26 protein-coding genes and 1 pseudogene are annotated in these 26,105 nt (G+C 48.9%); 14 read left to right on the forward strand and 13 right to left on the reverse strand.

Features of this window, described 5'->3' with window-relative positions; all coding sequences use genetic code 11:
* The first annotated feature begins 71 nt into the window (after positions 1-71).
* Positions 72-989 carry a DMT family transporter gene (locus tag LGV68_RS08220; protein ID WP_208553014.1) on the forward strand — a complete coding sequence of 306 codons (918 nt, stop codon included), beginning with the start codon at positions 72-74 and terminating at the stop codon, positions 987-989.
* 64 nt (positions 990-1,053) lie between these two features.
* Here the strand turns inward: LGV68_RS08220 and LGV68_RS08225 are convergent, their stop codons facing one another.
* Entirely contained in the window at positions 1,054-2,163 is a 1,110-nt protein-coding gene (locus LGV68_RS08225) for a DUF3541 domain-containing protein (RefSeq protein WP_199465124.1), read from the reverse strand.
* Between the two features lie 113 nt (positions 2,164-2,276).
* Positions 2,277-2,891 carry an alpha-ketoglutarate-dependent dioxygenase AlkB gene (locus tag LGV68_RS08230; protein WP_252536516.1) on the reverse strand — a complete coding sequence of 205 codons (615 nt, stop codon included), beginning with the start codon at positions 2,889-2,891 and terminating at the stop codon, positions 2,277-2,279.
* A 134-nt stretch (positions 2,892-3,025) separates the two neighbouring features.
* Between LGV68_RS08230 and LGV68_RS08235 the strand changes: the two genes are divergently transcribed.
* Together LGV68_RS08235 and LGV68_RS08240 are read left to right on the forward strand one after the other, a co-directional pair.
* Positions 3,026-4,387, forward strand: coding sequence for a diguanylate cyclase (locus LGV68_RS08235; RefSeq protein WP_222807791.1), 1,362 nt, complete (start codon positions 3,026-3,028; stop codon positions 4,385-4,387).
* A gap of 35 nt (positions 4,388-4,422) precedes the next feature.
* A complete protein-coding gene (locus LGV68_RS08240; protein WP_024375563.1) occupies positions 4,423-4,857 on the forward strand; it encodes an Mpo1-like protein in 435 nt (144 codons plus the stop codon).
* 272 nt (positions 4,858-5,129) lie between these two features.
* On the opposite strand, the gene LGV68_RS08245 is transcribed toward LGV68_RS08240, so the two are convergent.
* Positions 5,130-6,644: a DUF3612 domain-containing protein gene (locus LGV68_RS08245; protein WP_075990017.1), complete on the reverse strand. Its 1,515-nt coding sequence runs from the start codon at positions 6,642-6,644 to the stop codon at positions 5,130-5,132.
* 158 nt (positions 6,645-6,802) lie between these two features.
* Here LGV68_RS08245 and LGV68_RS08250 point away from each other — a divergent pair, with 158 nt between their 5' ends.
* Entirely contained in the window at positions 6,803-7,381 is a 579-nt protein-coding gene (locus tag LGV68_RS08250) for a Malate synthase-like protein (RefSeq protein ID WP_020328898.1), read from the forward strand.
* A 91-nt stretch (positions 7,382-7,472) separates the two neighbouring features.
* Here LGV68_RS08250 and LGV68_RS08255 read toward each other — a convergent pair whose 3' ends face one another.
* Both LGV68_RS08255 and LGV68_RS08260 read right to left on the reverse strand, forming a co-directional pair.
* Complete coding sequence (locus LGV68_RS08255) at positions 7,473-8,489, reverse strand: GGDEF domain-containing protein (RefSeq protein ID WP_020328899.1); 1,017 nt, start codon at positions 8,487-8,489, stop codon at positions 7,473-7,475.
* 207 nt (positions 8,490-8,696) lie between these two features.
* Complete coding sequence (locus tag LGV68_RS08260; RefSeq protein ID WP_020328901.1) at positions 8,697-9,593, reverse strand: EamA family transporter; 897 nt, start codon at positions 9,591-9,593, stop codon at positions 8,697-8,699.
* 117 nt (positions 9,594-9,710) lie between these two features.
* Between LGV68_RS08260 and LGV68_RS08265 the strand changes: the two genes are divergently transcribed.
* The gene (locus tag LGV68_RS08265) at positions 9,711-10,193 is read left to right on the forward strand and encodes a MarR family transcriptional regulator (RefSeq protein ID WP_020328902.1); all 483 of its coding nucleotides are present in this window, start codon (positions 9,711-9,713) and stop codon (positions 10,191-10,193) included.
* A gap of 15 nt (positions 10,194-10,208) precedes the next feature.
* Positions 10,209-10,580 carry an MmcQ/YjbR family DNA-binding protein gene (locus LGV68_RS08270; protein ID WP_172465305.1) on the forward strand — a complete coding sequence of 124 codons (372 nt, stop codon included), beginning with the start codon at positions 10,209-10,211 and terminating at the stop codon, positions 10,578-10,580.
* 5 nt (positions 10,581-10,585) lie between these two features.
* Here the strand turns inward: LGV68_RS08270 and LGV68_RS08275 are convergent, their stop codons facing one another.
* Positions 10,586-11,506, reverse strand: coding sequence for a chemotaxis protein (locus LGV68_RS08275; protein WP_020328904.1), 921 nt, complete (start codon positions 11,504-11,506; stop codon positions 10,586-10,588).
* 260 nt (positions 11,507-11,766) lie between these two features.
* Here LGV68_RS08275 and ppiC point away from each other — a divergent pair, with 260 nt between their 5' ends.
* The 5 genes and pseudogenes from ppiC to LGV68_RS08300 all read left to right on the forward strand — a co-directional run bounded on the left by ppiC (position 11,767) and on the right by LGV68_RS08300 (position 15,496).
* Positions 11,767-12,045 carry a peptidylprolyl isomerase PpiC gene (ppiC, locus tag LGV68_RS08280; protein WP_020328905.1) on the forward strand — a complete coding sequence of 93 codons (279 nt, stop codon included), beginning with the start codon at positions 11,767-11,769 and terminating at the stop codon, positions 12,043-12,045.
* A 507-nt stretch (positions 12,046-12,552) separates the two neighbouring features.
* The gene (locus tag LGV68_RS08285; RefSeq protein WP_202659482.1) at positions 12,553-13,137 is read left to right on the forward strand and encodes a hypothetical protein; all 585 of its coding nucleotides are present in this window, start codon (positions 12,553-12,555) and stop codon (positions 13,135-13,137) included.
* A 108-nt stretch (positions 13,138-13,245) separates the two neighbouring features.
* On the forward strand, positions 13,246-13,632 hold the full coding sequence (locus LGV68_RS08290) for a tautomerase family protein (RefSeq protein WP_165881129.1): 387 nt from the start codon (positions 13,246-13,248) through the stop codon (positions 13,630-13,632).
* Between the two features lie 100 nt (positions 13,633-13,732).
* Positions 13,733-14,082, forward strand: a pseudogene (locus LGV68_RS08295) (hypothetical protein).
* A gap of 649 nt (positions 14,083-14,731) precedes the next feature.
* The gene (locus tag LGV68_RS08300; RefSeq protein WP_222736221.1) at positions 14,732-15,496 is read left to right on the forward strand and encodes a helix-turn-helix transcriptional regulator; all 765 of its coding nucleotides are present in this window, start codon (positions 14,732-14,734) and stop codon (positions 15,494-15,496) included.
* On the opposite strand, the gene leuA is transcribed toward LGV68_RS08300, so the two are convergent.
* Both leuA and LGV68_RS08310 read right to left on the reverse strand, forming a co-directional pair.
* Positions 15,493-17,172, reverse strand: a complete 1,680-nt coding sequence (gene leuA, locus LGV68_RS08305) for a 2-isopropylmalate synthase (RefSeq protein WP_252536518.1) — start codon at positions 17,170-17,172, stop codon at positions 15,493-15,495. The two genes, LGV68_RS08300 and leuA, sit on opposite strands and share 4 nt — an antisense overlap.
* Positions 17,173-17,347: 175 nt before the next feature.
* Positions 17,348-17,554 carry a hypothetical protein gene (locus tag LGV68_RS08310; protein ID WP_032080933.1) on the reverse strand — a complete coding sequence of 69 codons (207 nt, stop codon included), beginning with the start codon at positions 17,552-17,554 and terminating at the stop codon, positions 17,348-17,350.
* A 119-nt stretch (positions 17,555-17,673) separates the two neighbouring features.
* On the opposite strand from LGV68_RS08310, the gene LGV68_RS08315 reads away from it, so the two are divergent.
* Positions 17,674-18,192: a TetR/AcrR family transcriptional regulator gene (locus tag LGV68_RS08315; protein ID WP_172558512.1), complete on the forward strand. Its 519-nt coding sequence runs from the start codon at positions 17,674-17,676 to the stop codon at positions 18,190-18,192.
* On the opposite strand, the gene rarD is transcribed toward LGV68_RS08315, so the two are convergent.
* Positions 18,181-19,110, reverse strand: coding sequence for an EamA family transporter RarD (gene rarD / locus LGV68_RS08320; protein ID WP_233939758.1), 930 nt, complete (start codon positions 19,108-19,110; stop codon positions 18,181-18,183). The two genes, LGV68_RS08315 and rarD, sit on opposite strands and share 12 nt — an antisense overlap.
* Before the next feature lie 121 nt (positions 19,111-19,231).
* Between rarD and LGV68_RS08325 the strand changes: the two genes are divergently transcribed.
* A complete protein-coding gene (locus LGV68_RS08325) occupies positions 19,232-19,684 on the forward strand; it encodes an Lrp/AsnC family transcriptional regulator (RefSeq protein ID WP_020328912.1) in 453 nt (150 codons plus the stop codon).
* Positions 19,685-19,985: 301 nt separating this feature from the next.
* Positions 19,986-20,657 carry a LuxR C-terminal-related transcriptional regulator gene (locus LGV68_RS08330; protein WP_024375010.1) on the forward strand — a complete coding sequence of 224 codons (672 nt, stop codon included), beginning with the start codon at positions 19,986-19,988 and terminating at the stop codon, positions 20,655-20,657.
* A gap of 122 nt (positions 20,658-20,779) precedes the next feature.
* Here LGV68_RS08330 and LGV68_RS08335 read toward each other — a convergent pair whose 3' ends face one another.
* The 4 genes from LGV68_RS08335 to LGV68_RS08350 form a co-directional block, all read right to left on the reverse strand.
* On the reverse strand, positions 20,780-21,100 hold the full coding sequence (locus LGV68_RS08335) for a heavy metal-binding domain-containing protein (RefSeq protein ID WP_024375009.1): 321 nt from the start codon (positions 21,098-21,100) through the stop codon (positions 20,780-20,782).
* 131 nt (positions 21,101-21,231) lie between these two features.
* Positions 21,232-22,395 (reverse strand): oligogalacturonate lyase family protein, encoded by a 1,164-nt coding sequence (locus LGV68_RS08340; RefSeq protein ID WP_044366496.1) that lies wholly within the window; start codon positions 22,393-22,395, stop codon positions 21,232-21,234.
* A gap of 61 nt (positions 22,396-22,456) precedes the next feature.
* The gene (locus LGV68_RS08345) at positions 22,457-24,226 is read right to left on the reverse strand and encodes a sodium:solute symporter family protein (RefSeq protein ID WP_020328916.1); all 1,770 of its coding nucleotides are present in this window, start codon (positions 24,224-24,226) and stop codon (positions 22,457-22,459) included.
* A 402-nt stretch (positions 24,227-24,628) separates the two neighbouring features.
* Positions 24,629-26,089: an EmmdR/YeeO family multidrug/toxin efflux MATE transporter gene (locus LGV68_RS08350; RefSeq protein ID WP_143683400.1), complete on the reverse strand. Its 1,461-nt coding sequence runs from the start codon at positions 26,087-26,089 to the stop codon at positions 24,629-24,631.
* Between the last annotated feature and the right edge of the window lie 16 nt (positions 26,090-26,105).

The following is a 26,105-nucleotide window of genomic DNA, read 5'->3' on the forward strand; positions in this document are numbered from 1 at the left end:
TTGGTCAATATTACTCGTTATTCTTTGTGCTGTCATTTACGTAACATAGGGCGCAAGTTAAGGAGTGTTGTATGCCTAATAAACTATTGCCTGTAGTGTTCATGTTGTCGTCGACGGCCAGTTTGTCTGTCACGGGGCTTTTGACCAAATATCTGACCACCGTTGTCCCCATCAGCCTGTTAAGCTTTCTGCGTTTTGCGGTTCCTGCTTTGATTTTGTTGGCGTTTTTGGCAGTCAGCCGTTTTCACATACCGGAGCGAGCGATGTTGAAGCCTCTGGCTGTGCGGGCTGTGTGTCTGGCGGCGTGTCAGGTGTGTTTTATCTATTCTCTGCAGCATCTCTCGTTAGTGGAAGGGGTGGTGTTGTTCAGTACCGGGCCTTTGTTCATTCCGTTGTTAGAAAAACTGATTTTTGGTGTGCGGATGCCTTGGGTGACGGTGGCAGGATTAATCGCGACCTTTACGGGGGTGGTGATGCTGTCTGGCGATGTCACGCAAATGGAGTGGCGGCCGGAACTGCTGGCCGGATTGTTCGCGGGCTTATTTAATGCAGGTTCACAACTGAGTCTCTATAAAGCGTCGAAAAGCAGCTTACGTTCGGTCGAGATCAATGTCTGGAGCTTCACCATGGCAGCGGCCATGTTGTTCCCGATGTTGACGCTGGTGCCTTGGCATTCTGCGCTCGACTTATCGATGGACCGTCACCTGCTACTCACGGTTGCAACACTGGTCGTGGTCTCATTGTTGGTGATCAATACTCAGGTCTTTCGGGCGAAGGCCTACCGACTGGCAGAGTCGGGGTCTCAGTTGGCTCCGCTGATTTTCACCAACCTGCTGTTTTCCGCGGCGTTGCAGCTGCTGTTTTTCAATGTCAGCTACACCGCAGCGCAGCAGTTGGGGCTAGTGCTCATTGTGGTGGCGACCGTCAGCACCAGCGTGCTGCCCAAGCTGTGGCATGCGGCGAGCCACAAATTACATTCGGCCTCGTAGGGCTTTGAGTGGGATTACGGAGTAGCGGTGTCATGGTAGTAAAAAAGGGGGCTTTCGCCCCTTTTTATTCTGATGGGGTGTTGGCAACCAAACCGTAGGGCAGGCTGCTAAATACTTTAGGTTGGTGTTGAATGGTCGGCGCTTCGTTCACGCCCTTCCAGTCCAGCAGCATAATTGCCAGCACGTTGCGGTGCTCACCTTCCGATACATCGGTGCTGCCCGTAGTGGATGGAACCATGCCTGCGTCTTTGTTGACTGCATTCTGAATTGCCTGACGGGTCTTCTCAACCACCGGATCGTCCTCCAGCCCTGCGAGCAGGAACGAAATACCGACTTCGGCAATGATGTCTTCTTTCGCGCGCTGCAAAATGGTGTCGATATTGGCGCGGTAGTAGTCATATATCCACTGATACTGTTTTTCGCTGACGGCGTGTTGATAGTATTCCGAATCGGCGAAAATGATGTGCGTCATGCCATAAAGTTTGTTGCCGTACTGCTGATTCGATAAACCCGCATCTTTGTTATCCGGGTAGGTATCGCGAAATGCCTGAATGAAATCATTGACCACATCCTGCTCTCCCAACTGACGCAGCCAATAAACCTGATTCGCCAGCTGCGCTGCCCAGGCTTCAATCATCGGTTTGTCAGTTGCGTACTTGCGAAAATCATAGCGGCGAATGACGTCGCGTAGCTTCTGATCGTCAATGTGTTTGAGACCATATTCGTTCGCCCGCGCCATCGAACCGAGCAGATCGATGCCGAGATAAAGATATTCAGGCATATGTTTGGTCACGGTGTATCTCAGTTTAGAGCGCTCGTCAGTTTCGTCCGCATAGTCTGCCAGCTCTTGCTGAGAATAGAGATAAATCTGCTCTGGCGTGTTCACTTCCGCGGCGAAGTAGTTGAGCCGACTTGCGACGCGGGCCATGTCACTCCAGATTGCGGCGGCATATTTCTTATCCAGCGTTTGTCGGTACATGCGTAAGCCGTAATGACCTTCTTTAAATGCGGGTAGGGTATACAGCTGGCTTTCGTAAGTATGGCGAATGACGTCGGCGGTATAGGTGTAACTGTTTGATGCCGTAACGGGTTCCGGCTGCGCCTGCAAGCCAGAAAACGGCAGGATTAGAGCGCTGCTTATCAGGAGCGCCAGACTGGTTTTACGTAACGACATAGTGAACCGAGAGTTAACCAAAGATAACGTAACACATTAGGCCAAGGTGGCGGTATTCGTGTGAGCAATGGGTCAGTGTTGTGTGAAAAATCGGCGGAATGGGACTCTGCCCATCATCCGCCACCGTGTATTAGGCGAAAGGTCAGATTAATGCGCGGTTCCAGCGTACGCACGGTTTTGGGCACGCAGTGCTGCCAGAAATGCTGAGTATTACCTGCCATAATCAGCAGAGAGCCGTGGCTGAGTGGCAGCTCAAATTTCTCTTTGCTGTGCAGGTGGCGTAAAACAAAACGTCGGGTTTCGCCCAGAGAAAGTGAAGCGATCACGGGCTGTTGGCCGAGTTCGGGTTCGTTATCCTGATGCCAGCCCATCGAATCTTGGCCGTCACGATATAAGTTAGCCAGTACCGAGTTGAACGCCTGACCAGCCAGCAATTCACAGCGCTGCTTCAGGTCGGCAAGCATGGGTGTCCAGACGTTGGGCGGCATGGTGAGGCCCGAGTAGGTATAGGCTTTATCGCCATACCAGGCTTGCAATCTGGGTTGCAATACCGACTTGCCAAACAGCGTGATCGCTTCCTGTTGCCAGTCCAGCTCTTGAGTGAGAACGGAAAATGCATGATCGGCTTGAGTCGGAGTCAGAAAGTGTTCGACCCACAGCAATTTACCATCTGTGATGGGGAGCCATTGTGGTTCATCGGCGAACAGACTGAAGTTTTCAGATTCCATAAACTTATATCAATAATGTTGTTATTTAATTATAGATTTGTTGCTTACTTTGGTTATGCTAAGTAAATAGCGGCAAGCCATACACTAAATACCAGAACCTGGCGCAAAAGACGACAGGCAAAGAGAGGGATTGCATGAGTCAAACCTCAGGCAAGAGAAAGTCTATTCGTGTACTTTTTTTCGTATTTATTCTTTCCAGCATTGGATTGATAGAAGCGCTCAACAATCATCAAATAGCGTACATTCGGGACGGACTTCAGTCTCATGCACGTGAAGAGCTTTCTTTAATCCGTTTTCGACTGGAAGCCTCTATCCTTTCTGATATTTATGTGGCGAATAGCCTGTCTACTCTTGTCACTCTGCGCCCTGATTCTAAAGTGCGGGACTGGAACAAATTAGCCAACCACATCCTGCGTGAAGGTAAACACCTCAAAGTGATTGGTCTCGCACCGAATGATGTCATCAGTTACATCTTCCCCTACGACGAGAACAAAGCCGCCATGGGGCTGGACTATCGAACAGTACCCAGCCAATGGGCATCCATCGTGAAAGCCCGAACGGCCAAGCAAATTTTCATTGCTGGCCCAGTCAATCTGGTACAGGGCGGGCGGGCGTTGATCGTGCGTATTCCAATTTTTACTGATCCGCCGATGAATCAGGAATATTGGGGTGTGTGCAGCATTGTACTGGACTGGGAATCACTGTTTTTGGCCTCGGGTATCGAGTCGTTTGTGTATACCTACGATTTTGCGATTCGTGGTATCGACAGCACCGGCATGAATGGTGACCTGTTCTACGGTAAGCAGAGTACATTTGATAATGCGTTTGCGGTAGAGACCGTGCATTTCCCTTATGGTAGCTGGGCGATTGCCGCCGCTGAGAAGCACGAAATGCTGGACAACGTGCCCTGGTATCAAGTCAATCTGGTGCGTTTGGTCGGCTATCCGGTGATGGCGCTGCTCGCGATTGCGTTTGTGGTGATTTATCGCCTCTATCGCACGGCCCACAACCGCGCAATGCATGACACACTGACGCACCTGCCTAACCGGCGCTACTTCATGTTCACCATGCAGAGTTTCTTTGACCACGCCAAGAAATCTGGCAATCACGACAGCTTTGCTCTGCTCAATATTGATTTGGACAAATTCAAACTCATCAACGATACCTATGGTCATGCGGCTGGTGATAAGGTTCTGATCGCGTGTGCTGAACGGTTGAAATCTGTGCTGCGTGGTTCAGATGTGATCGCGCGTATCGGCGGCGATGAATTTCTGGTGCTGCTGCCGCGGATTGTGGAAGAGGACATTAAAACCGTTGTCAGCGCGATAGAAGCCGCACTCTGTCACACTCCGGTGATTTACGAAGGGCATCTGATTGATTTACATATCAGTATTGGCCACGCTATTTATAGCGCGGACATCGAAAATATCGATGCCATGCTCAAACTGGCTGACGAACGCATGTACGCCGTAAAACGGCGTCAGACACATCGCTGACTGAGCCTTCCTCTACCGTTGTTCAAGGATGAATAATGCGAACGCTAAATCAATGGCTGGATGCGTATGCTGTCAGCCATCAAAACCCGATCAACAAAAGAATTCACCGTGTGGCCGTGCCCGGGATTTACCTCTCTATCGTTGGCCTTATCTGGTCGCTGCCTGCGGCACCGCTAATGGAATGGCGCGTTGACTGGATCTGGCTGGTTGCGGTGCCGGTTCTTGGTTTCTACTACCGCTTATCCATGACCGTTTTTCTGATGATGCTCGGCTTTACGCTGGCCTGTATCGGGTTGGCCTGGAGTGTGGAACTGATGGCATTGCCTTTATTGCCGCTGTCACTGGCTCTGTTCGTACTGCTGTGGATAGCGCAGTTTGTTGGCCATAAAATTGAAGGCAAGAAACCTTCCTTTCTGAGTGATCTGCAATTCTTATTAATTGGGCCGATCTGGGTGTTCTATAAGCATTAACATGCTGGCCAATTAATTCCATATAACATTTGCAATCTGCATATATTCGCAAATTGCAATTCAATTATGATATCTGTTGTAATGAAACTGATGAATATTTGTCCAGAAAGCGTGTGTTTCAGTAAAAATAAAAGTTGGCACGCTATCTGCATTATATAGTTCGACCCTTTTAAGCCGAGGGTCACCTAGCCAACTGACGTTGTTAGTGAACCTTCTTGTTCACATCTATATCAGCCAATCGCGAGTATTGCGATTGGCTTTTTTTCTGCCTGCTATCCGCCACATTTCTCATAACAACTCGGTTTTCGTGGACACACAGCTCCGCGTGAACAAATCAGCCTCGCATCATTTTCAATGCCACGCTCAATCCAGTTGATGTTCAGGATCTTGGCAATGGTCAGCAGATCTTTTTTGATGTGACGAGGGATCACGGTACTGCCGCCTTGGCTGACGCAAGAGGCTTTCAGTTCTTCTGCAATCGAGCGTGCATCGCCACCTTGCGCCGCAATCGCCGGGTTGAGGTCAATCCCGGCACACAACACTCGGTTGTTGCCCGCAGGATCAATCATGTTCACCGATTCACAGCAATAGATCCTGGGTTCATCTCCCACGTTGAGAATCGAAATCTGAGCTGAGCTGCCATCCTGCGGTTCAGACAATCGACGAAATACCGCCCAGTGCTGACAAGGGTCGTTCACTTTGCGCATGTTACCCCACGGTAGCGGGATGCCGTTGCCACGATAGACAGCTTTCAGTTTGCCTTCGCCATATGCGTCGAAGTAGTGCCAGTGCGGATAAGGCGAAACCACCGTCATGCGACGCATCGCAACCGAAGGAGAGACGCCGGCTTTCTTGTGCACGTCGATTTCATAGCCGTTGCGATCAAGCAACTGACGAAACGGCACTTTCGGACACAGCAAAGCACCGGCAAAGAAACTCGATTCGAAGTCGCGCCACGCCTGCAAAATGTCCTGAGAGTTGAGCTCCGAAGTCGGTTGTGTGTCCTGCTCTTCCCAACCCTGAGTGTGACCGACCGACAGTACACTCTTGAGACCGTCTTTGCTGTGCAGCACGTTGTGACCAATGTACACCGCCAAATCGTATTTAAGCCGCGTCGGGTAGTTGCGCAGAATCTCATTGAGATAAATGGTGCCTGGCGGCTCAAAGAACGAGGTCACAAGCTGTTTGGCGCTGACGCCCAGTTCGTCGACCACATCGTGTGGCGTTCTTTGTACCCAACGAATGTTGAGGCCAAGGCTTTTGGCGATATCAAACAGATCTTCGACAGCCAGATTCAGGCGCTTCAGGCCGACATCTTCCGCGGCTCGTTCCAGATCCGGAAAGTGGTTTTGCAGGCTTTCCTGATGCGCGCGAATGAGGAGGTGGGCGAACTGGCGACCCGTGATGCCGGTTTGTGACAGCATTTCAGGAATCGCAATTTGCAGGATGTCATTGGAAAACAGAAAGCTCGGCTCCAGCGCCATGCCGCTGATACCGCCGCGGTTGCCTTTGTCTGGCGTGATGTCGGCTTGCTCCGGCTCGTCGTCAAGAAACCATGTTGGGTCCTTTTGGAACACTTCGGCGATCACTTCCAACATTTCGACGCTCGGAACCCGTTTTCCCCGTTCGATCATCGACAAGTAAGAAACCGAGGGGGCGTACTCCGGATTAATGCGAATGCAACGCGCCGACAGATCTTCCATCGTTAAGTGGTTGCGTTTCCTAAGGTTTCTCACTTTCGTTCCCAGAAAATGAGATTGTCTGACTAAGCTTTTTGACACGGCCATTTTGTAAAATTCACATTGTAAAATTTTTGTTGTGAAATTGTAGTTAAAAATCCGCTAGTCTACAAATTAAGCAAGTCACAAACTTGAACGAAAATTAAACGCAAGTTTGGATTATTTGCTCTAGGACGAAATTTAATGTTATCCATGAGGGAAAGACGATGAATATGCTGACATTCGATAAAACAGAAATCCAAAAACAACAGAAACCCTTTATCGCTGAAGCAGTCTTCGCCGTCGAGACAATCAGCGCAAACCAGCAACGTGAAAAACAGCTGAAAGCGAAACAACTGCTCGACCGTTTGTTCCCGCTGGAAACAGGGTCTCATCAGGAAGTGACCAGTTACGTGATTGATTACCACCACGTTCTCGCTTACTTCAAAGATGGACGTCACAGCGGTCTGAAACATCCGAAGCACTTTGTAGCATTCACGGGTGGCAAAGATAACCCATGTTCGATTCTGTTCCGTGATGGTAACGGCTGTCATGTGGATGTGATGTTGGGTTGCCAGAAAGGCACAGGCTGTGTGGAGTTGGTAGAGATTGACGATATTCAGTTAGAAACCTGTACCACTTTCACACAGATGGGCGACAACACCACGCCAACCGCAGCGATGCGTCACTGGATTAGTCTGGTGAAAGGTGATGAACGTGGTAAACCTCAGGCATGCAGTGAAGACAAAGAATACACCGCAAAAAGCGGCGAAGATTACTACCTGAACTACTGCTTTAATTTGTAATGCCATCCTGATGAAACGCTCTCCATAAAAAAATCCTCCATTGGGAGGATTTTCTATTTTGCACATGGCAAATGTTAAATCTGCCTTGAACTTAAATGGGCATCACACGGTTTCGGCCAAGATTTTTCGCTTCATAGAGCATCTTGTCGGCGCGATCGATCAGCGTTTCAACGGTATCAGTAGGGTCGCGCTCTGCGACACCAAATGACGCCGTAATGTTGCCAACCTGCATACTGGTGCGGCGATCGCGCACGCTCAGCTTTTCAATCGCACGGCGCAGCGCATCAGAGAACTGGCGAGCACTGCGCAGCGACTTGTTGGGCACAATCAATGCAAACTCTTCACCGCCAAAGCGATAGGCGGTAATGCCTTCGCGGCAACTGGAATGGAGGCGCTTGCCAATTGCACGGATCACCGCATCACCGAACAGATGACCGAAATCGTCGTTATACGTTTTGAAATGGTCAATATCGAGCAGCACAATGCTCATCGGTTGCTGTGCGTGCAGCAAAGCGCTGATGTCATCGTCAAACGCACGTCGATTGTATAGCCCTGATAAAGTGTCAAACAGCGCATCTTTTTGCACTTCCGCGAGCTGAGTCTTGAGGCGCGTGATTTCCTGGCTCGCGGTTTTCAGCTGGCTATTAAGAAAGCGGGTCGAGTGGCGAATATCGCGAGATTCACTGACCAACTGACGGATGAGCGACATCACTTCTTCAATCGACAGATTTTCTTTTTCGACACGTTCCAGATCATTAAAGCTTCTGTCAATAATCGTTTCAAAAGCGGTGGTATCGGTCATGGTGTCCGACATCGAACTTGCCACTTCGTTAACCAGCAGCTCAATGTTGGCGCGCAGTTCACCGATACTGGTTTCGGCTTTGGTCGCGATGTATTGCTTGTACATGTATTCGCCGGATGCAGGCGGGCACAGCCCGAAGTTATCCAGTACAACATCCATTTCCTGATTGAGCTGAGGAATGGTGTTGTCAACGTAGGTGTACCAAAGGGCGTAATTCGCAGGAGTAGCCGCAACGTGATGTTTCATCATCAGCGGAACGGCCTTCTTTAAGTTAGAAGTGGATTTTTTAAAGTCGTCGTCAGTCATTCTTGGGATAAGTTAAAAGGCACCTAAACTCTATGCGCTAAGATTAGCGGATCTCGAGGCTTCGCGCCGCAAAAAACAGACTGAAATTGTGGTTTATCTGAACGTTTTTCTCACTATCGTCGCTCTCTGTGATAAAACGCACGCATTGCGATGCCGCGACGCTAAATCAAAGCTTGACCGGTGTGACGTCACACCGGTCGAAAACGACTACTGCTGAGAAACCACGCGCATAGTGTGGCGCTGACGGATCAGAGCAACCACTTGTGGCAGTAAAGACATCACAATCATGCCTCCCATCAATGCGTATTGATCCGGACGATAAATCTCATTCAGCAATAAACCGCCACACACGATCCCGGCGACCGGGTTGGCAATGCCACCAAACGTGAAATCCACCACCGACATTCTTTGCAAGAGCCACACGTACAATCCGTAGCCGAGCGCTGTGTTGAGCAGCACAATCCACAATAAACCCAGAATGTTACGTGTACTGATGTGCGTTAGTGTCTCCATGTAGACCTGAGGCGAGAAAAAGGCATGCACGAGAGCCGCCAGACCAAGTGCCACACCGCCGATGATCAGCTGCCAGCTGAGCACTGTCCACCAGTGGATTTTGCCGCCGAGAGACTTGGTCAGAGTTGAGCCGAAGATAATACACAGAATGGCGGCCAGCATCGCCATCAAACCCAATGGATTGAGGCTGAGCGATTTCGGGTCGAACAAGAACCAAGCCAAAGCAATCAATGCCGCGCCACTGAGCAACTGAATTGACGATGGACGCTGACGACTGACCAGCCAGTGATAAAACATCGCGAATACGGGAACCGATACCATGCCCACACCTGAAATAGCGGAAGGCAAGGTCAGAGCCATCACGAAAATGAGGCTAAAGAAGGCAGCGATGTTGACCAGGCCAATGGTAAGCAGTGGACGCCAACGGGATTTCTCCGGCAGGCTCGGGCGCAGGGCCAGCAGCAGCAGGCCAGCAGGCAGCGCTCGAATGGCTCCGAGCAGTAGCGGAGGCCAGTCCGCTAGGGTGTATTTGGTCACCGCGTAGGTGGTTCCCCAAAAGAAGGCAGGTATCATGGCAATTAAAATGTTCATGTTAAGTATCTTTATGTTGAGATATCTGAGCAGAAAGTTATCGTAAGAAATACTTTTTGTAAAGTATCTTTATGTTAAAGTATTTTGTCAGTAAACACAGACGGAGAACCCACACTGATGGATGCGATTGATCGCGTATTGTCACAATGGCAACAAGAACGGCCGCAGCTCAACACGTTACCGATGAGCATTATGGGACGCATGATGCGTTTGACCAAACACCTGGAAACTGCCGTTGCGGAAGTTCATAAGCGCTACGGTTTGAAAATGGGCGAGTTCGATGTACTGGCCACCTTATTGCGAGCGGGCGCACCTTATCGCCTGACTCCGTCGGAGCTGCTTGCTTCGATGATGCTGACGTCCGGTGCGATGACCAATCGCCTTGATAAGCTTGAACAAAAAGGTTTGATTCACCGTTTGCACAGCACCGCGGATCGTCGCAGTATTGAAGTTCAGCTCAGTGATGAAGGTTTAGACGTGGTCAATGAGCTGGTGATTGAGCATGTGAAAATTCAGGAAAAGCTGGTGGAAGGATTGTCGGGTGACGATCAGCAGCAACTCACTCAGTTACTGAAATTTTGGCTCTCTAGCTTCGAATAATCTTAGGAGTACGTGATGATGACTTTGCAACAACTGACCGACTATCTCGATTCTCTGCTCCAGTCGGAAGCGTGCTATCCGTTTGGCCCTGATCCACTGGTGTATAAGATTCGCGGAAAAATGTTTGCTTATGTCTCTCAGGAGAGCGCGCCGTACTTCGTGACACTAAAATGCACTCCGCAGGACGGCGAAGTTCTTACCAGCCAGTTTTCATCCATTCGTCCGGGCTATCATATGAACAAGCGTCACTGGATTTCGGTCGATTTAGAAGGCGATGTTGATACGGGAATGATTGAAGATTTGTGTCTGCGTTCCTACCAACTGGTGGTCAGCAAACTGAAGAAATCAGACAGAGAAGCCTTGCAAAGCCTGACCTTGCAAGGCTGAATGCATTACGCGTGTGAGTGGCGCTGAGCTTCAAGCTTCTTCGCGCCACGTAGCATGGCTTCGATTAGCTCGGTTGCATTGAATTTTTCCAGTGCTTCATGCGCACCAACCTGATGAGCGCGGTCGACACAAATCTCACTCGACAAAGAAGTGTGCAAAATACAGTATGCATGGCTGAGTTTTGGATCGTTCTGCACTTCAAACGCCAGCTCATAACCATCCAGACCTGGCATTTCAATATCACTCACCAAAATATCAATCGCCTGATTTTCGCCAGCCAGCTTTTTCATTAAATCTGCCGCTTCCAGACCATTTTTGCAGATCTGATACGGAATATTAATGCGATCCAGTGCATCCGCCAGTTGTTTGCGTGCAATCGATGAGTCGTCAACCAACAGAATGTTCAGGGCTTTCAAGCGTTCACGTTCAACGTCAGTCAGCATCGGCACTTTGGTCGATTCATACTGCGGATAGATTTTTGACAGCAGCAGCTCCACATCCAGCAGTTGAACAATCTGCTCCTGATAACGGGTGATGCCAGTGACGAACACATTGCGTCCGGCGGTTGGCGGCGCTGATTCAATCGAACGCCAGTCACACTCGATGATCTTCTCAATTCCACGCACCATGAATGCTACTACGGTACGCAGACAGTCCGTCACAATCAGATAGCTGTTTTTGTACTCTTGAGGAGCAATCGGACGAAAACCAATCGCCGCAGCCATGTCGATGACAGGCACGGTCATATTGCGGATAGTCACAGTGCCCACAACGTGGTGGTGAGAGTAGGGGATTTGAGTCATCGGCAAGTAAGGAACGATTTCTCGTACTTTGAGTGTACCAATCGCAAACAACTGCTTTTGCATGTTCAGCGTGAACATCAGCATGCCTTGTGACTGATTTGCCTTACTAATGGTTTTAGCCATAACGAAATTCTTAATCTAAACGCATGAGTAACTATACTAACCGAAAATATCGTATCAGCAACGGTAACGGCGCTTTTTTACTATTGAGTGAGAAGTTGTTCAATAAGTTATACAACTTCGTTTCAATTCCTTTAGCGACCGATAACAAAGATTCATTAAATTGTAGCTAGAATGTCGTCGTCAATGCAGGGTGCAACTCGGTCGGAGTTCCGATAGACTAAGCCACTTTTTTACCGCACTAAGTCGTTTGAGGGTCAAATATGGCAAGAACCGCAGCAGCGCTTCATATTCTGGTGAAGCACAAAGAACAGGCTGATGACATCATTCAGCAGCTAAAGAAAGGTGCAAAGTTTCAGACTCTGGCCAAGAAATATTCACTGTGTCCATCGGGCAAAAAAGGTGGCGATTTGGGTGAGTTTCGCCAAGGGCAAATGGTGCCACAGTTTGATAAAGCGTGTTTCCAAGGTGAAATCCTCACCCCTCAACTGGTGAAAACTAAATTTGGCTGGCACGTTGTTAAAGTGCTGTACCGCACTTAATCGTTAGCAGCGTAAGCTCGCCGACGTATAGCTTAAATATTCCCATCCAAATCCCTGTCTCAACATCATGGTAAGCACGTTCTGGCTTGCCATGATGTGCTTATTTCTGCCCCAAAGAATTAGTCAGTTGTCTGCGGCGAAGCAACAAACGGATGTTCTCCCGAAAAATTCTCATCTATATATCTCGTCTGATGAAAGCTTCCAGAGATTGATTACAACTATACAGCTGTATTTAAATTAAGGGTTTATAGTGATTCCTACCCTGTATTCGTGCGCGTTTTCTCATTTTTCTCGTAGCAAATAACCTTAAAGTTAATCACCTATGTGTTTCATCCAGTAAATAATAGGTTTGGATAACGCGCATGCGCGTTTCCCCGAATGGTGTATTTAAGATACAGGTAATTACTTCTTTGAAATACAATCAGTTAACAATGCGCGTTTTTACTGGTTTAATGAGGGAAGTGCGCATACGCACTAATAAAATGTTAGTCAAATGAGAAAATCTGAGTGACTTGGAAATTTCAAAAATACGCACTAATCACATTCGCGATTATATTGAGCGCGGGGTTGTTCTTTTTATTTGGCGTTGCGCTGGGGGTTTCGTTAAGTTTAGAGCAATTCTCCGCTTTGGTTATACCCATTCTCTCTATGGTTGGAACTTGGGTTTCAAGTATTGCAGCGGTTGTTGCTGTTTTGGTTGCACTATGGTTAGCAGAACAGCAGAGGATTCGCGAAAGTGAAAATGTCGAGGTTAAATTTTGTACAGCGATAACGGAGTTTACTCCAAACGGAAATTATTGTGTCACAGTAGTATCTAAAGGGGCTAGGCCGTCTTTGGTTAGTTCAATTTCCCTGATTGTAGATAATAAACAAAATGCTGTTTATTTTGTCACCAATTTAGAGCGGTTTGGGCATCAATTACCTGTGTCTCTGTCATACGGTCAATCAGCTAGTTTTTTTCTAAAAGAGGAATTTGCTCAGGAGGTTAAGAAATACGTAGCTGAATATGGCGCTGAGAAATCAAAACTTCAGCTGAGAGTAAATTCAACGACTAGCAGTTACTGCATAGATGTTACGGGAAAAGTTTTTTAAATTAGTTAGTATTTGGCTAACAATCGCCACCAAAGCGCCGCTTTGCAGCTCAACTCGCAACAAGTTACTCGCGTTTGTGGCGGGCGTTATACGTTTTAAGGAGAAATCGTGGTCGTTATATATGGAATTAAAGAGCATTTGAACGCCATAAAAGCTGATTTATCAGATGTGATCCAACAATCAATGACTCAAGCCTTAGGTTTGCCTGAGGATAAGCGAGCTCAAAGATTCGTCCCTCTCGATAAAAGTGATTTCTACTATCCTAGTGGCCGTTCTGATGCTTACACGGTGATAGAAGTAAATATGATGGAAGGTCGCAAAGTCGAAACCAAGAAGGCTCTAATAAAGGCTCTATTTAATAATATTGAATCGAGTTTAGGCATCGCTCCCATTGATGTTGAAATTACAATCAAAGAGCAACCTGCTCATTGTTGGGGTTTCAGAGGTATCACAGGTGATGAAGTGTCAGACTTAACCTACAAGGTCAACGTATAGCAAGGCGCTCAAGAGAGATTCATGCCGCGTGGCCTTTTTAGTTTGCGGTGGTTTTGTGGCAGTCACCCCTTAACTCAGTGCTCTGCTCTAGGAGGTAATTTTGCTCGATTTGCTCAAAAAATTGGTTCTAATTAACCTCTCAGCGGTTCTTGTTGTTATAGCTCTAGCCCAGTTTGTTCCATTCTTTGCTACTACTCAGTTGGTCGACTTTCTTTTCTTTGTTGTCATCGTCATATGGTTTTTGGCGAAGCTCATGTGGGAAGGTGGTATCCATAGTAAGACGACTCGGTTAGATGATCCTAGAACAGATAAAGTCTACAAAATGGTAGAAGGCCATGATTTCGCAAAAGACGAACGAGAGCACTATCGAATGAACTACCAGACTGGCTTAGTTTTTTCATAGCTGGTCTACCAGCGTTTATTGCTTGTTTAGTCCTTCAATTTCTTTGAGTACGAGCATAAACGAGTATGGCGTTAATAGTTATTCCCTACGCTTGGTATTGAAAATGGAGCAATAAATGGATGATCTTATAAGTATGCTGCTCAGAGTGTTTGGCAGAGTGTTTATGCTACTACTTGAAATTAGATTAGTCGGGTGGTTCTTTTATACGGTTGGATATGCGATTTCAAAAACGGTGACATTGGGCAAATTTCCGGCTGGAAACGACGACTCAATGCGCATGAAAATAAGCTATCTAGGTCTGGCCATTATTATAGGTGTGCTGCTATTGGTCGGTATTTTCAATACATTCATATCGAGATAAGGGCAGGCCGAAAACAGGTTGTTTTAGAGCTCCTCCAACCTCAGGACAGTTTCACTGCGCTCAAGTATGGCTTACGTTTGTCTCACAGTAACGAGGCGTTAATTCATCGAATTTTAATTACGCGCTTTAAACTGCGTTTCCCCTTGGTTGCGCTTTTACCTTTTCTAATGTTTGACGATTTGTTTAGCCATGATAGATAGGGTGTGGAACACCAAACTCTGCTTTCCGATTAAGCCAGACGTTCCAAACAGTTGCATCTCACGGTGTGACCGCTAGTATGATTTTTCTGGTGATTCTCCACCACGTTTAATGAGGCTAGCTTTAGCGAACACACAATGAAATTCTGCGACGAAATGTTGGGGCCGCCTGTTCTGGCTTACGCTCACGATTACACTCATGGTGATACAGAAGCTGCACACGAGCATCAGTGTGCGCAGTTTCTGCACGCGTTAAATGGCGTGATTCGGGTGGATACGGCCGCCGGAACTTGGGTGGTGACCGCGAATAAAGGCATGTGGATTCCGGCTGGCGTTTCCCATAGCCTCAGAATTACGGGCAATGTCAAAGTGCGTACGCTGTTTGTCGATTCGATGGCACGAGCTGATATGCCTAACACTTGCGTGTTGTCGGAAGTGCCGTCTTTACTGAAACATCTGATTGTTGAAGCGGTGTCGCTGCCCGATGAACGGATTGCCGGAACGCGGGAAGAGCGCATTTTTGAGCTGATTCTCGATGAATTGCGCCGACTTAAACCAGTCGACTTTTATCTGCCAAATCCAAGTTCAGATGGGTTAATCACGCTGTGTGATTACGTGTCTGAACGCATTGCTCACCCTTGGACCGCGTCTGATGCGGCGAAATATTTGAGCCAAAGTGAACGCACCGTTTCGCGCAAATTTCAACAAGAGCTGGGGCTCACGTTTACCGAATGGCTGCGCCAGAAACGCTTGATTCACGCTCTCGAACTGTTAGCCAGCGGCCACAGTGTGCTCGACAGCGCGCTGGCCATTGGATACGACAGCCCGAGTGCGTTCAGCGCCATGTTTAAAAGCCGTATCGGGCTGTCTCCGAGCGAATATACGGCCTCAATGGCGCTCTAACTATTCTGTGTTTTGAGCAGGTTGGCGTAGGCATTCATCAAGGCTTGCAGCGATGCCTTGGTCGCATCCTCTTCAATCGCCACGCCAAAGTGGTTCACATTCGACGATTGAGACTGAAGCTGAACGTAGGTCACCGCCTTGCTCTGCGTGTGCGAGCCGAGCGTGTGTTCGTGGTAATCGACGATGTTGCTCGCGACACCAAACTGCTTAGTGAGTGCGTTTAACATGGCTGAGAGTAAACCGTTGCCAACGCCAGAGCATAATATCTCTTCTTCATTGAAACGCAGGCGGCTTTCAATACTCTGGCCATCCAGTGTGGGTTGGCTCTGATAACTCATCAGGCACATCTCTGGCGATGGCGTTAATCCATAGGCTTGTCTGAAAAGCTGCCACAATTCGGCAAGCGAGATTTCGCGTCCGGTTTGATCAGTATGGCGTTTCACGCGTTGGCTTAAATCCACTTGCAGCATTTTGGGGAGCGACAAGCCGTGGTTCTCTTGCAGCAACCACGCTGCACCGCTTTTCCCCGACTGGCTGTTGACCCGAATCACCTCTTCGTAGTTGCAACCCAGATCCATGGGGTCGAGTGGTAAATAAGGGATCGACCAAACTGGTTGAGGCGCTTGGTGATGGCGGGCAAAGCCTTTTTTGATCGCGTCCTGATGCGAGCCGGAGAATGCGGTAAACACCAGTCGCCCGCCGTAGGGATGGCGAGGGTGGACGGGCAGCTCATTGCACTCTTCGACGACTTCCACCGTGCGTCGAATGTCTGAAAAGCGCAGTTGCGGATCGATGCCTTGTGAGTACAGATTGAGCGCAATTGTCACCAAATCGGCGTTGCCGGTCCGCTCGCCGTTGCCGAACAGACAGCCTTCAATACGAGTGGCGCCTGCCAGCATCGCAAGCTCAGCACTGGCGACTCCGGTGCCGCAGTCATTATGCGGATGTACGCTGATGGTGACAAACTGCAAGCAAGAGAAGGTACGAATGAAGTGCTCGATTTGATCGGCGAATACATTCGGCGTGTTGCACTCCACCGTGGTGGGCAAGTTAAGAATGAGCGGGCGCTGTTGGCTTGGCTGCCAGACAGCGGCAACGGCTTCGCAAATCTCCAGTGCAAATTCTGGCTCGGTGAAGTTGAATGTTTCTGGCGAGTATTCCAGTGTCCACTGCGTTTGTGGATGTGCGTCGCACAAGACCTTAATCTGCCTCACCCCCTTGACGGCCAGTTCCAATGTGGCTTGCTTGCCTTGCTCGAACAACAGCTCACGAAAGAGCGGCGCGGTGGCATTGTATAAATGGATGATGGCTTTTGGCGCTCCGTTGAGCGCGGCGACGGTGCGCTCAATCAGATCCGCTCTCGATTGGGTGATGACCTGAATGGTGACGTCGTCTGGAATCAGGCGCTCTTCAATCAGGCAGCGCACAAAATCGAAATCGGTTTGTGATGCAGAAGGGAAAGCGACTTCGATCTCTTTGAATCCGCATTCAACCAAGTGGTGAAAGAACTTCAGTTTTCTCTCTTTATTCATCGGGTTGGCGAGAGCCTGATTGCCGTCACGCAGATCCGTGGAGCACCAACGCGGCGCCTGCGTCAGCACTTTTGAAGGCCAGGTTCGCTGCGGAAACGGAATGATCGCAGCCGGTCGGTATTTGTCTGCAGGGTTATCTAACATGATGAATTTATCCGTGGGTAAGTAAATCGGACATTCATGCTAAATAAGCGCCGCCAGGATATCTGCGCAGAACTGGACAGGCATCGTCGTGAATTGGACAAAGTGCGACATTCAAATCAGCTAAGTCGGGCTCTCATTACGCGCAATCGATATTGAAACTGGCTGTTTGCTTGAGTCAAAGCGACGTCATCATTCCTTTAAGCATCTGTTTCATTTCCGCTCTGACTTCTTGTCCGCCAATCACGGCCAAAAGCAGCAGGCCACCCGGCACCAACACCACAATCAGCAGCGGCCTCAGCAGGTACGAAAAGCAAAACAAGCCTGGCAAAAATACAAACCATTGGCAGAGTGTCAGCATCACGGTCTTGAGCATCGTTATCATTATTTTCTCCAAATTATCGTTTTATTGAGCGTGCTCAATTTATAAGTGAGCGCGCTCAGTTTGTCAATGTGAGTAGGGAAAGGTATGATGCAACGGCATGAAATGATGATGAGTGGATTATGGGTAAGCGAGAGCAAACGAGAGAGCGAATACTGGCAGCTGCGTGGCAACTGTTTGAAACTCAAGGATATCAAGAAACCTCGACTCGCCAGATAGCGCGTCAGGCTGGCGTGGCGGATGGAACGGTTTTCAGTCACTTTGAGACTAAATTGGCCATACTGCGCGAAGGCGTCATGAATCAACTGGAGCGGTTGTCGCAACAAGGAGTCAATCAACCTTCGCAAGATATGTGTGAGCTGGCGATGCAGTTTGCTCGCACCTATTACGGCTACTATTTTGCTAACGTGAATTTGAGTCGTGCCCTGCTTAAAGAAGTGGTGTGGGACATGGACTACTACCAATCTTTCAATCAGGCGATTTTTGATACGGCCAATCTTCCGGCGGCGTTAGCCGAAAAAATGCCGGTGTTGCTTGATTGCTACTTCATGACTCTGATAACTCATCTGAGCAAGCCAGAGCCCAATCTTGAACTCGCGCTTCAAACATTAGAAAGCAAATACCAAAGCTTACTCAGTTGAACGAATGGGTTCGTCGCTTGGTGTGCGTTTTACCGTCCTGCTGGACTTACGCAGACTCAGCCCGCCTTCCATCATCAATACGACGACGGCAAGCCAGATGGCGATGTAAGTTGGCCATTCGCCAGCGTAAATGCTTTCGCCGAGCAACAGTGCAACCAGCAGCAATAACACGGGTTCGACATAAACCAGCAAGCCAAACAGTGTTAGATTCAGATGCGGTGCTGACAGCGATTGAAAGGCCAGCGCCAGCGCACTGATAGCGCCCAACCCTAAGATAAGCCACAACAAATCCAAATTGATGCTCAATGCTTGCAGCACATCGCCGCTGTGAAAAATGAAGTACAAGCTGAAAGGCAGGCTGAGCATCATATCAAACCACAGGCCGCCAATGTGGTTGGTGTCGGTTTTGTAGCGCAGCCAAAAATAGATCGGATAACCTAAACAAACCATGAGCGTTGGCCATGACAATGTTTGAGAGATGGCCAGTTGGTTTATAACGCCGACCAATGCAAACAAACAGGCTAGCTGCTGAAAGCGCGACATGCGATCTTTAAACGCAAAGCGCCCGACCACCACCATGGTGATTGGCATAATGAAGTAACCCAGCGACACCGAAAGCCCGTAACCATTGACGGGTGCCCACATAAACAGCCACAACTGAATGCCAATCAGAAACGACGATACGATGCGTGACAACCAAAAAAAGCGCTCGGTCCGCAGGCGCTGAAACAACGTGGCGACCTGAGACCAATAGCCTCTTAGCAGGATGAACAGCGTGAGCAGTGGAAAGGTGAGCAGAATTCGCCAGCCATAAATTTCTTCGCCTTTCAGCTCTTGCAATAAAGCGGTGTAGGCGAACATCAGCGCAAAGAGCGCAGAGGCAATCACATTGAGGGTGACGCCTAATGGGGTGTGCATGGTTTTTTGCATGGTCACAAAAGGGTTATGAATAAAGTGAAGATATTTTATTGCGTCAGACTTGATAAAGGCGCTCGAAATTCATAACGTGAGTGAGAAAATTTCTCACCGGAAGAGTCTGATGACGTTAGATAAATACGATTATGCATTGTTGGAATTGTTGCAGCGTAACTGCCAAACCCCGCTGCGCGAGTTGGCGGATGCGGTTTATTTGTCGACGGCTTCTGTTCAGCGGCGTATCCAAAAACTCAAAGACAATGGTTACATTCAAGCCAATGTTGCGGTTTTGGACCCTGACAAACTCAATCAGGTCATCACGATTGTGGTTGAAGTACAGGCAGAGAAAACGTATGCGCTCGATCTGGATGTCCTCAAGCAAAGTTTCTCCGGCCCAGAAGTTCAGCAGTGTTATTACGTTACCGGCGATGCTGACTTTGTCTTAGTGCTGGTGGTGCCCAACATGCAACGTTTTCAGGAGATTTGCGACAAGCTGTTTCACAGTAACCCCAACGTGAAATGGTTCAGAACCATGGTGGCGCTGGAGCGAGTGAAGGCGACGTTGGATGTACTGTAACTTGCCTTAGGTTGTTGGGGCAAAGAAGCTGGATCGAACAGGATATTAATTGTCTGAATTATTAATATTTGGCTATTTAATTGTGATGCATGTCGTTATTTAAGCTTCACTAATACATGGATATAATTAAATCTATCAATGCTTCTCATAAATAAGACAATGAATTAAGTTGATGAATTAGTTCAACTAAAATAAGCATTATTCGTATATAAATAGTTCCTAGCGAATTTGGCGCATTGACTTCCCCCTCCTTCGGGTTAGTTTTTACTTATGTCAGTCATAGGGCTTAGGAGTATTTGTAATGAGTGAAGGAAAAAGACTAAACGTACGATTACTTTCCGATGTATGCATGCAATCGAGATTATTAAAAGACGCATTAGAATCCAAATTGCCGGTTCGGATTGATGTTTCACCGTTTAGTGAAGTGTGGCAGCACGAGAATGATCCTGCGTGTCACGACGTCAAAATTATCATCATCGATTATTCATGCATTGAGAGCGAGACCCTCGGCGATTACTACACGTTTAAACAGATGACGTGCCCGGAGGCCAAAGAGGTGGTGATCAATTGCCCGCCCGAGGCTGAATCTAAGTCTTTGTTTAAATGGCAAAAACTATCTGGTGTGTTCTTCGCCGACGACGATATTGAAGCGTTAGTCAAAGGCATGAACAAGATTCTGGAAGACGAAATGTGGCTGACCCGTAAGTTGGCTCAGGAGTACATCATGCACTATCGCGCAGGTGCTCCGGCTGTGACGTCACAGGTCTACACTCGTTTGACTCGCCGTGAACAACAAATTATTAAACTGCTTGGCAGTGGTGCTTCAAATATTGAAATCGCCGATAAACTTTACGTGAGTGAAAACACCGTGAAGACTCACCTGCACAATGTATTTAAGAAAATAAATGCGAAGAATCGTCTGCAGGCGTTAATCTGGGCGAAGAGTAATATTGGCATGGAAGAAGTCAGCTAATAATAAAAACAGATCTTAGATAAATATGAATATCCGATGCCATACTAAAGTTTAGATTTATATTTATGAGTCAACGAAGGTTTATTTATTACAGAAAAGGCAGCTAAGGCTGCCTTTTTACTTTATTCGACTATTACCGCTGTACCACTGACGGACACCATTAACATGCCGTTGGTTTTTCCGAATGTCTCGTAGTCCAGATCAATCCCGACAACGGCGTTCGCCCCAAGCTCTGTGGCGCGCGCTTGCAACTCTTGTAGGGCAATGGTGCGTGCTTTTTGTAATTCATGCTCATACGTTGCTGAACGGCCACCCACGATATCGCGAATGCCAGCAAACAGATCTTTGAAAATATTGGCGCCTAAAATGGCTTCTCCGGCGATGACGCCGCAATAGCGCACGATACGTTTGCCTTCAACCTGAGGGGTGGTGGTGACGATCATTCCTGACTCCGTTATGTTTTAAGGTTTACGCGAGTTAGAAGTGTAAACCAGCCGAGAGTTCCGTGCAGCAATCGGGGCGGACAAAAAAAAGCCTTCGCAGTGAGCGAAGGCTTATCGGAGCATAGGGGGATTTAACGCAATTCAGCCGGAATGTCGGCGATATAAATGGCTGGCACGCCTTCAAAATCACTGGTAAACAGCACACCCGTATCACCCGGTGTGAAAGATGGGTGAGGGTGAGTGATTTGACGGTCACCATCGAGCACATCCCACGATGTACTGTGTTTGGCCAGCTTGGCGTAGTGCTTGGTTTTGGTGTTGAGGATGTAGAGGAACGGATCATTTTCGATGTCGTAACTTTCCGCGTCAGCCACATCCACTGGGGCATCACAGCCGTCACCCACCATCAGAGAGCCGTCGAAGTTACTCATCAGGTGTGAACATGGCGGCATCACCATCACTTCTTCGTTTTCCAGCGTGTCCGGGTTGGCTTTGTAAATCACGCGCTCGGTCATGCCTTTAAAGTAAGAAACATAGGCCATGGCGCTACCATCCGGAATCCAGAACTCATGAGTGCACGATTCGCCCGGTGCGTGTTCTTTTATCTTGCGAACATTGCTGCCGTCTTCGTTCACCAGCCACATGCGTGCGTCGACCAAATCGTGCGGACCTTCATGGCAGAAGCCAATGGTGGAATCGTCAAACGGACGGTAAATCGGGTGGCCCAGCCACGCGTTGTCCTGATGGACTACATCCAGTTCACCAGTTTGAATATCGACTTTGATCAGGCGGCAGGTGGGTTTGGTGTGGTAAAACTCAGCAAACTTTTCCCACGAGGTCAGTGGCTGCCAGTCACGCTTGAGGATTTCAATACCGACCAGTTTCGTGCATTCGGAGTTCGCCACCCAGGTGCCGTAACCTTTCCACTCTTCATCGACGGTGTAAATGACCTGTTCTTCGAGTGTTTCGAGGTCCACTTTCATCAGGTTCAGTTCATTTTTGACGTAGAAGAAAGAACGATCATCGTCAGAGATGAAGCCGCCGAAGGTATTGTCACCTTTGCCTTCCGTAAGCTGCTTGGCCTGTTGTGTGTTCAGATCGACCAGGTAGTAGTTACGGGTTCCATCAAAGTCACCGGCAAACAGCAGTTTGCTGCCGTCTTTGGTAAAACACTTTTGATAAAAGTAGTTACGATGACAAATCACATCCGTTGGAGTCAGACGAGTAACTTTTACTTGGGTGTCGCTGTCGATGAATGATTCGAATGCCAGCTGAATTACATCACCTTTAGCCATAAATAATCTCCGCAAATGGCACTGCCAACCGACGAGGATTGGCAGTGAACGTTCAATTGAATCAGTTAGAAGAAATCACACTTTTTTTTACTACGGTGTCCAGCCCGGCGCTGCGTTTGAGAGCGTAGCCGACGAAAGCAATCACCGCCGCACAACCCAGGAACAGTAGTCGTCCCCACATTGGGTTCGGGATCAGAATCATCAATGACAGACCCGCCGCCATGTACATCACCAAACTGCCCAGCTTGTTGCGCTGCATACGGTCAACGATGTCCTGACCTTCTTCGGCAACACATTCTGTGTCCACATCTTTGAAGAACTCGGCTGTTTGCGCTTTGTATGAGTCGTTCTCTTCTTTGTAGAACAGTGTGGTCAGGCAGAAGAAACCGGCGGTCAGGAACAGGTGCGCCGCAATCGTGATGATGGTGCGCATTTCGCCTGCTTCACGACGAGTCAGTTCATCGATACCAAACCAGCTTGCCACGTTTGCCGGGGTGAAGAATTCCACTACAGACCAAGAAACCAGCATACCGAATACAACCGTTGCCCATGGTGCCCATTTTGGCGTTTTACGAATCAGGATACCCAGGAACAGCGGCACCAGAATCGGAGATTGCAACAGCGTCGCAACTTGCATCATCAGATCAAACAGGCTCAGGTGTTTCAGCGAGTTGAAGAACTGCGCCATGAAAATAACCAGCAGACCGTTCACCAGACACGCGATTTGCCCTGCGCGTAGCTGCTCTTTATCCGTTGCCTGACCCTTACGCATGATAGGTGCGTAGAAGCTGCGAACGAAGATGCCGGAGTTGCGGTTCAGTGCTGAATCCATCGAAGACATGGTGGCGGCGAACAGACCGGCCATCAGCAAACCCACGGTGCCAAGAGGCATGGTTTCACGTGCAAACACCAGGTAAACCGCATCACCCGCTTTCGCGCCCAGTTGCGAATACTGAGTTGCCGCATCAGGGTAAAGGATGGCAGAAGCCCAAGGTGGAATGAACCAAATCACCGCGCCAACCACCATCATACCCAGCGCTAACAGAGCAGCTTTGCTGGCGTTTTTCGAGTCTTTTGCGTTCAGGAAGCGGTAAGATTCCTGCATGTTGTTGATACTTTGCAGCTGTTTCACCACAAAGAAGATAAAGGTACACACCAGCAGTAGCGGATAGTTCATATCCGGGCCCATGATGAAACCGCCAGGGAAGTTATTGACGATTTCGCTCGGGCCACCCACCACGTAGAGCGCAACCAGTGCACATGCGACAGAGATAACCGCAACCACCAGAGTCTGAATGAAGTCAGAAGCCACTACACCCCAGGCGCCACTCAGCAATGAAATTGCCAGTACAGCTAAGCCGGTAACCCAAATGGTCGTCACGATGTCGGCATCAAATACCGCAGAGGCAAACACACCCAGGCCGTTGAGCCATACCCCGGCGTTGATCACGCTCAGAGGAATGATCACCCAAGTGAAGAACTGCTCGTTGACGCCACCAAAACGACGCTTCACGCCTTCGGTTGGGGTATCGACACGCATCTGACGGAAGCGGCGAGCAAAGTAGAAGTAAGCGAACACATACGCCACCATGTTACCGATAAAGACGGCGAGGACGGCGAAACCATCGCTGAACGCTTTACCGGCAGCACCGGTGAATGTCCAGGCAGAAAATTGAGTCATAAAGGCGGTCGCACCCACCATCCACCAGAGCATTTTACCGCCCCCGCGGAAGTAATCACTGGTACTGTTGCTGGCCATCTTTTTGAACAGCAAGCTGATTGCCACCATCAGGGCAAAATAGCCTGCAATGACAAGATAATCGTATTGCATGTTAAACCTCGAAACGCTGTTTTAATTTTCGATGATTATATGAGAAGAACTTGAAATGGTATGTGATAAAAATCGAAACAATGGTTCAATTTTTATATTTTTAATGATTTAGTGATCTGAATCATAAACAGACCTTTCCAGTTTCTTGCCATAGTCAGCGCGCCTCCATATTGACTGAGAGCTTGTACCGCAAGGCTTTAGCGTGATTAACTGACTGAAAAACTAACCGTTCTACGATAATCAGAAGTGATAAAAACAAGGCAGTTCGAGTGAAATGAGAGTGAGTCACAGCGGCTTCGGTATCATCAGCTCTTTGTTAAGAATACGCGAAGTCGTGTGCTTTGGTGTGGAAAGTGATTAAAAACTGACGGCGTCCCGAGGCGCCGTCAGCTCAGAACGGGTTCAGTTATCCCGGCTGGTGAGATAGACATTGAGCCAACGACGACTGAGCATACGATATAAATAGAGGGCACCGCGCAGCCACCAATCGGCAAACATACCGAGCCAGATCCCGTAGATGCCCAATTGCGCATAGATACCCAACAGATAGCCGAGCACAATCCGGCATCCCCACATGCTGAGGATTGCCGTCCACATGCTGTACTTCACGTCTTTGGCGCCTTTAAACGCAGCAGGCAACACAAAGGAAGCCGCCCAAATCGGCATCATCAACGCATTGAGATAGATAAGGTTAACTACGACATCAATCACCGCCGGGTCATCGGTGTAAATCGCACCAATTTGATGGGCAAATGGCACGGTGACAATGCCCAGCGCGATCAACGCTGCGGTCGCCAGCCAGAGGATCAGTTGCATTTCCAGCCGCGCGGTGCGGGTCTGGTTCTGACCAAGGCGTTTGCCAATCAGCACCGTCGCAGCCATAGCCAGCGCATTCCCGGGAATATTGACAAACAGCAGGACGGAAAACGTGACCACGTTTCCCGCCATGACGATCGTGCCCATGCCTGCGACCATGATTTGGGTAATGAGTTTGCCAATGTTAAACATCAGCGACTCGACGCTGGCAGGCACGCCGATGACCAAGATTTCTTTGAGGATTGAACGGCTGAACGGTTTGAGAAATTCATTGGCTGGCACGCGCAGCGAACTGTTGTGAGTGAGCACAAACAGAATCATTCCCGCCCCAATCCAGCGAGCCGCACTGATGCCAATCCCGGCGCCCAGCATCCCCAAGCCATTCCAGTGCAGCGCTTCAATGCCGTAAATCAACGGGTAGCTGATGACGATATTGAGGATGTTCATCAGTATATTGGTCGTGGCGGGCGAGCGTGAATTGCCCACGGCGCGCAAAATGCCGCTGCCTGAGAGCGTGATCGCCAGTGCCGGATAGCTCAGCGCTATCATCTTGAGGTATTGATCGGCAAGCGCTATCACCTCTGGCTCAGCGCCGTAGGCCACCACAGCCAGAATAGGCTCGGCAAACAGAAACATCGCCACGCAGCAGACCACACTGATCAACACGCCGAGGTTCATCACCTGACTGGCACCAAACAGCGCTTTTTGCCGATCCCGGCGACCAAAGGCCTGAGCAATCAATACCGAGCCGCCGAGTGCGATCGCCGTGAGCAGTGACAGAATAATGTAGGTCACGCTGTCGGTGATCCCCACCGCGGCGGTGGCATCTTTACCAATCCGGCTGACCAGAATGGTGCTGACGATCCCCATCAACACCACGCAGACCAACTCAACCAGAATCGGCCAGGTAAAAGGCAGAATACTACGCTGAATTAATACGCGGTGACGATAGCGTATACGCCAGCGTCGCACTGGCGTTTGGGAGCAAGGCGGTTCGGAGTCAGGCCTGGCAACCAGCTCGGTTTCTGAAGAAAAACGGTCAGACAAAATTCACTTCCATCAA

Origin of the sequence: Vibrio sp. LQ2 (assembly GCF_023920125.1) — a bacterium.
Lineage (GTDB): Bacteria > Pseudomonadota > Gammaproteobacteria > Enterobacterales > Vibrionaceae > Vibrio > Vibrio fluvialis.